Below are 7,676 nucleotides of genomic sequence, written 5' to 3'. Positions count from 1 at the left end.
GCCGGCACATGCCGGCAGGGCCCTCTTCGTATGCCCTCGAACCATGGATCCGGACAGCAGCCCACAAAATCTATTCTCGCGAGAGTAGACATTGAGCGGTCGCATGATTAGGGTTTCTCTCATAGCTATAGACCCAGAGGGAGAACGGAGGAGCAGACGCCATCAGGATCGCCCGGCCCGAGATCGTTTCGGCCCGGGTGCCGCAAGACCCCGGATTGGAAGGTGGTCCTCGGTCACGCATCAGCGATCCCCGCATTCCCGCCCGTTCTCGGGCCGGACGGCGGAAACAAGAGGCCGGCGCAGCGACTGGACCGGCAGATGGTGTTGAATTTCCTTCGGGGCCTTGGTGCCGTACGGCACCAAGGCCCCTCGACGCGTTGGCACAACGAGGTGACATGACTGCAGATACCCCGCTCACCGGTCGTCTGGACGACGACGACTACCCCGCCTACACCATGGGGCGGGCCGCCGAGATGCTCGGCACCACAGCCGGCTTCCTGCGGGCCATCGGTGAGGCCCGGCTGATCACACCGCTGCGCTCCGAGGGCGGCCACCGGAGGTACTCCCGCTACCAACTGCGGATCGCCGCGCGCGCCCGCGAACTGGTGGACCAGGGCACCCCGGTCGAGGCGGCCTGCCGCATCGTCATCCTCGAGGACCAGCTCGAGGAGGCCCAGCGCATCAACGCCGAGTACCGCCGCGCCGGGTCCGGCACGAGCGACACCCCGAGCTGAGCGCCGCCCGCCGCAGGCTCACACGGCCGGAGGCCAGACCCCCGGGACGAGAACCCCCAGCGCGTACGCCCGTGCCACCAGTTCCGTCCGGTTCGCCGCGCCCCAGCGGTCGGTCAGGCGCCGCAGGTGGTAGGTGACCCCGTCGCGCGTGAGCCCCGTCTCGCGGGCCGCCCGCGCCGTGGTGGCGCCACCGGCCAGCAGGGCCAGGATGCGGGCCTCGGCCGCGGAGGCGGCTTCGACGGGTGCCGGAGCCGGGGCGCGTTCCTCGCCCAGGACGCGGAGCAGCACGAGGAGGCCGGGGACGGCGTCGACCGTGTCGCTCACCGGCTCCGCCGTCAGCTCGCCGCGGCGCCGCACCCCGTCGGCCGCCGCCCAGTGCACCCCGACCGGATAGCGCGAGCGGCGGCCCAGGCGCACCGCCTCGGCGATCCGCAGGACCTGTGTCTCCTCCTCGGGGCGGAACAGCTCCAGCACGTTGCGCCCTTGCAGGGTGCCCGAGGTCTCGCCCCACTCCGCCGCCATGGCCGGGTTGGCGAGGATGATCGCCCCGCTCGCGTCGCACACCGCGACCGGCATCGGGATGCGGTTGAAGAGGAGCATGGCGCGATTGCGCCACAGCACGGAGTCCACCGCATCCATGGGGTCCACGGGGCGAATCCTTCCGGTCACGGGCAGTCAAGGGCGGTACGCCATTCGCCACTACACAATCATGTAGTGGTACGGCGCGTGCCCCCGGGGAGCGGGTCGCAAGCTGGGGGTGCAGTGACTTCCGTACGGCGAAAGGCAGTTGTCACGCCATGCCCACCACCACCACCGCACCGCTCCCCCAGGACGCAGCCCCCGACGTCGACGGCGTACCACTGATCGACATTTCCGCCACCGGGCCAGGGCCCGCCCCGGTGCAGCAGGTCATGGAACTGCTCCGTCAGCACGGGCCCGTGGTGCGGCGGCGGCTGCACGGCCGCGAGGCGCTGTTCGTGAGCGATCTCGATCTCGTCACCGAACTCTCCGACGAGACCCGCTTCGCCAAATACGTCGGCCCCGCCCTGCAGAACGTGCGCGAGTTCACCGCCGACGGCCTGTTCACCGCGTACAACGACGAGCCCAACTGGGCCCGCGCGCACGACATCCTGATGCCCGCCTTCGCGCTGGGTTCGATGCGGACCTACCACCCGACGATGCTGCGTGTCGCCCAGCGGCTCGTCGAGTCGTGGGACCGCGGCGCGCGCGACGGGCGCCCCGTGGACGTACCGGGCGACATGACGCGGATGACCCTGGACACCATCGGGCTCGCCGGGTTCGGCTACGACTTCGGTTCGTTCGAGCGGGCCGAGCCGCATCCCTTCATCGGGTCCATGGTCCGCTGCCTGGAGTGGAGCATGACGCGGCTGAGCCGCACGCCGGGCAGCGACCACTCCGCGCAGGACGCGCTCTTCCGGGCCGATGCCGACTACCTGGCGCAGGTGGTCGACGAGGTCATCTCCGCGCGGTCCGGCGGCGCCGCGGGCGACGGACCCGCCGAGGACCTGCTCGGCCTGATGCTCAGCGCCACACACCCGGGCGACGGCACGAAGCTGGACACCGCCAACATCCGCAACCAGGTCATCACCTTCCTGATCGCGGGGCACGAGACGACGTCCGGTGCGATGTCCTTCGCGATGTACTACCTCGCCAAGCATCCCGCGGTCCTCGATCTCGTACGGCGTGAGGTCGACGCTCTGTGGGGCGATGCCGCCGATCCCGAGCCGACCTTCGACGACGTCGGGCGGCTCACATACACCCGCCAGGTGCTCAACGAGGCACTGCGCCTGTGGCCGACGGCCGCCGCGTTCGGACGCCACGCCCGCGAGGACACGCTCCTGGGCGGCCGCATCCCGCTCCGTGCGGGGCAGGGCGTCACCGTGCTGGCGCCGATGCTGCACCGCGGGCCCGTGTGGGGCGACAACCCTGAACTGTTCGACCCGGAGCGCTTCACCCCGGAGGCGGAGGCCGCGCGCTCGCCGCACGCGTTCAAGCCGTTCGGCACCGGTGAATGGGCCTGTATCGGGCGGCAGTTCGCGCTGCACGAGGCGACCATGCTGCTCGGGATGCTGGTGCACCGCTACCGCCTGCACGACCACGCCGACTACCGGCTCAGCGTCAAGGAGACGCTCACCCTCAAGCCCGACGGCTTCACTCTCACGCTCTCGCCGCGCACCGCCGCCGACCGCGTGCACGGCCCGCTGCCCGGCGCGGCGTCCGGCCCGACGGCGGCGGAGCCCGACGCGACCGCCCTGCCCGCGCGCGTCCTGCCCGGCACCCGCGCGCTCTTCCTGCACGGCAGCAACTACGGGACCTGCCGGGACTTCGCCGCCCAACTCGCCGACGAGGCGGCGTCGGTGGGCTGCGACACGGAGATCGCGCCGCTGGACGCGTACGCGGGCGCCCTGCCCACCGACCGGCCGGTCGTGGTCACCGCCGCCTCCTACAACGGCCGGCCCACCGACGACGCCACGGTGTTCGCGTCCTGGCTGGAGGGCGCACCGGCGGGCACCGCCGATGACGTCACGTACGCGGTCCTCGGTGTGGGCGACCGCAACTGGGCCGCCACGTATCAGCACGTCCCGACGCGTTTCGACGAGCGGCTCGCGGAGCTCGGCGGCGCCCGGCTCCTGGCGCGCACGGCGGCCGACGCCTCCGGCGATCTCGGCGGCACGGTGCGCGACTTCACGGCGCGGCTGCGCAGGGCTCTTCTGGAGCGGTACGGCGATCCCGACGCGCTGGAGTCCCCGGTGAGCGCCGAGCCCTCGGACGCGTACGAGGTCCGCGAGGTCACCGGCGGTCCGCTGGACGCGCTCGCCGCGCGGCACGGGCTCGTTCCGATGACGGTCAGCGAGGCCCACGACCTCACGGCGCCCGGCCATCCCCGTACGAAGCGCTTCGTGCGACTCGCCCTGCCCGACGGGATGACCTATCGCACCGGCGACCATCTCGCCGTGCTGCCGGTCAACGAACCGGCGCTCGTCGATCGGGCCGCCGCCGCGCTCGGCGTGGATCTGGAGACGGTGCTCGACATCCGCGCGAGCCGTCCGCGCCGCGACGGCCTCGCGGTGGACCGTCCGCTGACGGTGCGCCAACTCCTGATGCTGCACGTCGAGTTGCAGGACCGGCCCACCGCGGGTCAGCTGGCCGTGCTCGCCGCAGCCAACCCCTGCCCGCCGGAGCGGGCCGAACTCGCCGCCCTCGCCGACGGAGCCGAGGCGCGCGCGGCCGACGGGCGCACGCTGCTCGAACTGGTCGAGGCCTGCCCGGCCCTGCGCGGGGCCCTGGAGTGGCCGCGGCTCCTGGACGTGCTCACGCCGCTGCGGCCCCGCCACTACTCGGTGTCCTCGTCGCCCGGGGTGAGCCCCGCTCACGCCGACCTGATGGTGTCCCTCCTTCAGGCCCCGGCCCGCTCGGGCAGCGGGCGGCTGTACCGGGGCACGGGCTCCGGCCACCTCAACGGGGTGCGTCCGGGCGACACCGTCCTGGCTCGTGTCCAGCCGTGCCGTGAGGCCTTCCGCATCGACCACGCGGACGCGGCGCCCGTCATCATGGTCGCCGCGGGCACGGGCCTCGCCCCGTTCCGGGGAACGATCGCCGACCGCGCGGAGCTGGCCGGCAAGGGGGCTCAACTCCCGCCCGCTCTGTGCTACTTCGGGTGCGACGCACCGGACGCGGACTTCCTGCACGCCGATGAGCTGCGCGCCGCGGAGTCGGCCGGAGCGGTGTCGCTGCGCCCCGCCTTCAGCGCCTCCCCCGTCGACGGGGCGGCCTTCGTCCAGCACCGCATCGCGGCGGAGGGCGACGAGGTGTGGGCCCTGCTGACCGCCGGAGCCCGGGTGTACGTGTGCGGCGACGGCTCACGCATGGCGCCGGGTGTACGCGACGCCCTGCGCGCACTGCATCGGGGCCGCACGCCCGGAGCCACGGCGGCGGACTCCGAACAGTGGCTGAGCGAGCTGACCGCACAGGGGCGGTACGTGGAGGACGTGTACGCCGCCGGGTGAGGCAGGCGCGCCGCTGACGCCGGGTCCGGTGCTCCGGGCCCGGCGTGCGGGCGGCTACGGGGTGTCGGACGCGCCGGGCCCCGCGAGCGACTCGACGCCGAACAACTCGCCCAGGGCGCGCACCGTTTCGTCGCTGTCGACGTGGTGCAGGCTGCGGATGCCGAGGCGGGCCGCCCCGCTCAGATTGTGCTCCAGGTCGTCGATCATGACGCAGGCGGACGGCTCGACGCCGAGGCGCTCGCAGGCCGTTCGGTAGATGCGGCGGCCCGGCTTGCGGGAGCCGATGTCGCTGGAGATGACCACGGCGTCCGCGAGCGCGTCCAGGTCGTATCCCAGATAGCAGTCGTCGCCCAGTGCGTTCGACACGATCGCCACCGGGATCCCCTGGGCACGCAGCCCGCGCAGCGCGGCGAGCATCTTCTCGTCCGGCCGCAGCCCGGCCCCGATCGCGGCGACGAGGCCCGCCGCATCCACCTCCACGCCCTGCTCGCGCAGCCGCCCCGCGATGCCCTGCTCGAACTCGGCCTCGCTCATGCGTCCGCACTCGTGCTCCACGAGGAGCGCCGACGCCTCCGTGTCCTCCCGGAAGAGGCGCTCGATCAGCAGCGGATCGTCGCTGACCCGCGCGGAGTAGGAGCGGAACGAGTCGAGCACGCTGGTGGTCAGCACGCCGCCGAAGTCGGTGAGCACCGCACGCGGCGCCGCGTCCGGCCGCGCCTGGTCCACGTCAGGCGCTGGGTCCACTGCTGCGTCCACTGCTGCTGCCTCCTCAAGCCCCGCCCTTGTCGGCGTAGTCGAATCGTCGGTCGAGGATCTCGAGGACCCGCTCGCCCCAGCGTAGGTTCGACTCCTCCAGGGAGCGGCCCGCCATCAGTGTGAGGTAGGGGCCGATGCGCTCGGCGTCGCGCAGATACTCCGACTCCTCGCGGCCTCCGAGGAGGTGGCGGCGCAGCCGTTCGTAGCGGGCCAGTTTGCCGCGCGACCACTCCATGCGCTCCTCGATCAGCGCGCGGGTGGCTGCCGGGTCACCGCCGTCCATGGCCTGCACCTTGACCATGAGTTCGTCCCGGATGGCGATGGGCCGGGGCGGCTCGGCGGCGAAGGCGTGCAGATCCCGCAGGCCCGAATCGGTGAGCGTGAACATCCGCTTGTTCGGCCTGCGCTCCTGCTGCACCACGCGGGCGTCGATCAGGCCGTCTCCCGCGAGGCGCTCCAGTTCGCGGTAGAGCTGCTGGGGCGTCGCGGACCAGAAGTTCGACACGGAGACGTCGAAGATCTTGGCCAGGTCGTAGCCAGACGACTCGCCCTCCAGGAGCGCCGCGAGCACCGCGTACTTGAGAGACATCTGGACACCGTACACCGATGTGATTAGTCTCCTCCGCACCTACTCAACAAATTGACTATCAACGTCAGCGAACCATTGCGAGGGTGTGGGCATGCAGGCTTTCCGCAAGGCCGTCGAGGCCAACGATCACGCGGCCATCGAGGCGCTCCTGGCCGAGGACGTGGTCTTCTCCAGCCCGGTCGTGTTCCGGCCCTACCCGGGCAAGGCGACGACCGCCGCGATCCTGCGCGCCGTCACGCAGGTCTTTGAGGACTTCCGGTACGTGCGCGAGATCAACGACGTCTCGGGGCGCGACTCCGCGCTCGTCTTCGAGGCCAGGGTCGGCGACCGGCAGATCACCGGCTGCGACTTCCTCCACCTCGATGAGGACGGCCTCATCGACGAGTTCATGGTGATGGTCCGCCCGCTGTCGGCCGCGCAGGCGCTGGCGGCGGCCATGGGCGCCCAGTGGGACCGGATCACGCAGGAGGCCGCGGGCGACGCGTAAGGCGTCCGCGCCTACCAGCCGCGCGCCGACCGGACGAGCTGGTCGCGTACGAGGGCGACGTGCGGGTTGTCCGCGGATCCGGGGCGCTGCACCAGGAAGCCCGTGTTGATCGGGGCGTCCTCCGGGTCGTGGAGGAGGACCAGGGCGCCCGCGGCCAGTGCGTCGCGGCAGAGGTAGCGGGGCAGCACGGAGAAGCCTGCGCCCGCGACGACGGCGGAGAGCACGCCACGCAGGTCGGGAACGGTGACGGAAGGGTCGCAGGTCAGCCGCTTGCCGAAGACGTGGCGCCAGTAGCGGCGGGCGATCGGCAGATCATCGGCGTAGGTGACGAGCGGGACGCCGAGCAGCACCCCGGGTCCGTCGGCGGCGATCCGTGCCGCGCCACCTATGCGCTCGGCCCAGGACGGCGCCGCGACCAGCACGAACTCCTCGTCCGCCAGCGGCACCGCACTCAGGGAGCGCCCACGGGGGCGGGCCGTGGCGATCACCAGGTCGTGCCGTCCCGCCCGCAGCTCGTCCAGGAGCCGGTCGGTCAGGCCCGTCGACACGCGCAGCCGGACCCCCTTCTCGACCAGCGGCGCGAGCGCGGGCAGCGCGCAGTGGCAGAGCATCTCCGCCGGGCCCGCCAGATGGACGGGCTCCGCCGGGGCGCCGTCGAGGGGCCCGCCGTGCCCGGTGACCGCGGCCAGGGCATCGAGGGGCTCGACGACCCGGGCGGCGAGCGCGTCCGCGTACGGCGCGGGGGCGGCGCCGCGCGGCAGCCGCTCGAACAGCTCCCGGTCGACCTGCCGCTCCAGGGCCCGGATCTGCGTGGTGACGGTGGGCTGCGAGAGACCCAGGAGACGGGCCGCGGCGGTGAAGGAACCCGACCGGTACACGGCGAGGAACGTGCGCAGGAGGTTCAGGTCCAGCGGACCGCCGGCGGCGCTCTGCGCCACGACCGCCGCGTCAGGCCCGTCCGGTGCGGTCGGTCCGTCCGGTGCGGTCGGTCCGTCCGGTGCGGCCTTTGGAGCTATTCCCGCCGACCCATCGGAATCTCTATCTCCCATATGGGTCAGCCTATTGGATTTCGTTGGGCAGGC

At 72.4% G+C, this 7,676-nt stretch carries 7 protein-coding genes; 3 read left to right on the top strand and 4 right to left on the bottom strand.

What is annotated here, in order from left to right:
- Nucleotides 1-395 precede the first annotated feature (395 nt).
- Nucleotides 396-734, top strand: a complete 339-nt coding sequence (locus ACFUPX_RS38880) for a MerR family transcriptional regulator (protein ID WP_383333489.1) — start codon at nucleotides 396-398, stop codon at nucleotides 732-734.
- An 18-nt stretch (nucleotides 735-752) separates the two neighbouring features.
- On the opposite strand, the gene ACFUPX_RS38875 is transcribed toward ACFUPX_RS38880, so the two are convergent.
- Nucleotides 753-1,373, bottom strand: a complete 621-nt coding sequence (locus ACFUPX_RS38875; protein ID WP_383333491.1) for a PAS domain S-box protein — start codon at nucleotides 1,371-1,373, stop codon at nucleotides 753-755.
- Between the two features lie 158 nt (nucleotides 1,374-1,531).
- On the opposite strand from ACFUPX_RS38875, the gene ACFUPX_RS38870 reads away from it, so the two are divergent.
- Nucleotides 1,532-4,762 carry a cytochrome P450 gene (locus ACFUPX_RS38870; RefSeq protein ID WP_383333487.1) on the top strand — a complete coding sequence of 1,077 codons (3,231 nt, stop codon included), beginning with the start codon at nucleotides 1,532-1,534 and terminating at the stop codon, nucleotides 4,760-4,762.
- A gap of 54 nt (nucleotides 4,763-4,816) precedes the next feature.
- Here ACFUPX_RS38870 and ACFUPX_RS38865 read toward each other — a convergent pair whose 3' ends face one another.
- Nucleotides 4,817-5,518: an HAD family hydrolase gene (locus tag ACFUPX_RS38865; RefSeq protein ID WP_383333485.1), complete on the bottom strand. Its 702-nt coding sequence runs from the start codon at nucleotides 5,516-5,518 to the stop codon at nucleotides 4,817-4,819.
- 13 nt (nucleotides 5,519-5,531) lie between these two features.
- A complete protein-coding gene (locus ACFUPX_RS38860) occupies nucleotides 5,532-6,107 on the bottom strand; it encodes a PadR family transcriptional regulator (RefSeq protein ID WP_383333483.1) in 576 nt (191 codons plus the stop codon).
- Between the two features lie 91 nt (nucleotides 6,108-6,198).
- Here ACFUPX_RS38860 and ACFUPX_RS38855 point away from each other — a divergent pair, with 91 nt between their 5' ends.
- Complete coding sequence (locus ACFUPX_RS38855) at nucleotides 6,199-6,594, top strand: nuclear transport factor 2 family protein (RefSeq protein ID WP_383333481.1); 396 nt, start codon at nucleotides 6,199-6,201, stop codon at nucleotides 6,592-6,594.
- Nucleotides 6,595-6,605: 11 nt separating this feature from the next.
- Here the strand turns inward: ACFUPX_RS38855 and ACFUPX_RS38850 are convergent, their stop codons facing one another.
- A complete protein-coding gene (locus ACFUPX_RS38850; RefSeq protein ID WP_383333479.1) occupies nucleotides 6,606-7,643 on the bottom strand; it encodes a LysR family transcriptional regulator in 1,038 nt (345 codons plus the stop codon).
- Nucleotides 7,644-7,676 lie beyond the last annotated feature (33 nt).

The sequence above is a fragment of the Streptomyces sp. NPDC057302 genome, assembly GCF_042667685.1.
Taxonomy (GTDB): domain Bacteria; phylum Actinomycetota; class Actinomycetes; order Streptomycetales; family Streptomycetaceae; genus Streptomyces.
Note: the sequence above shows the minus strand (reverse complement) of the source record. Positions and strands in the feature narration are given on the sequence as shown.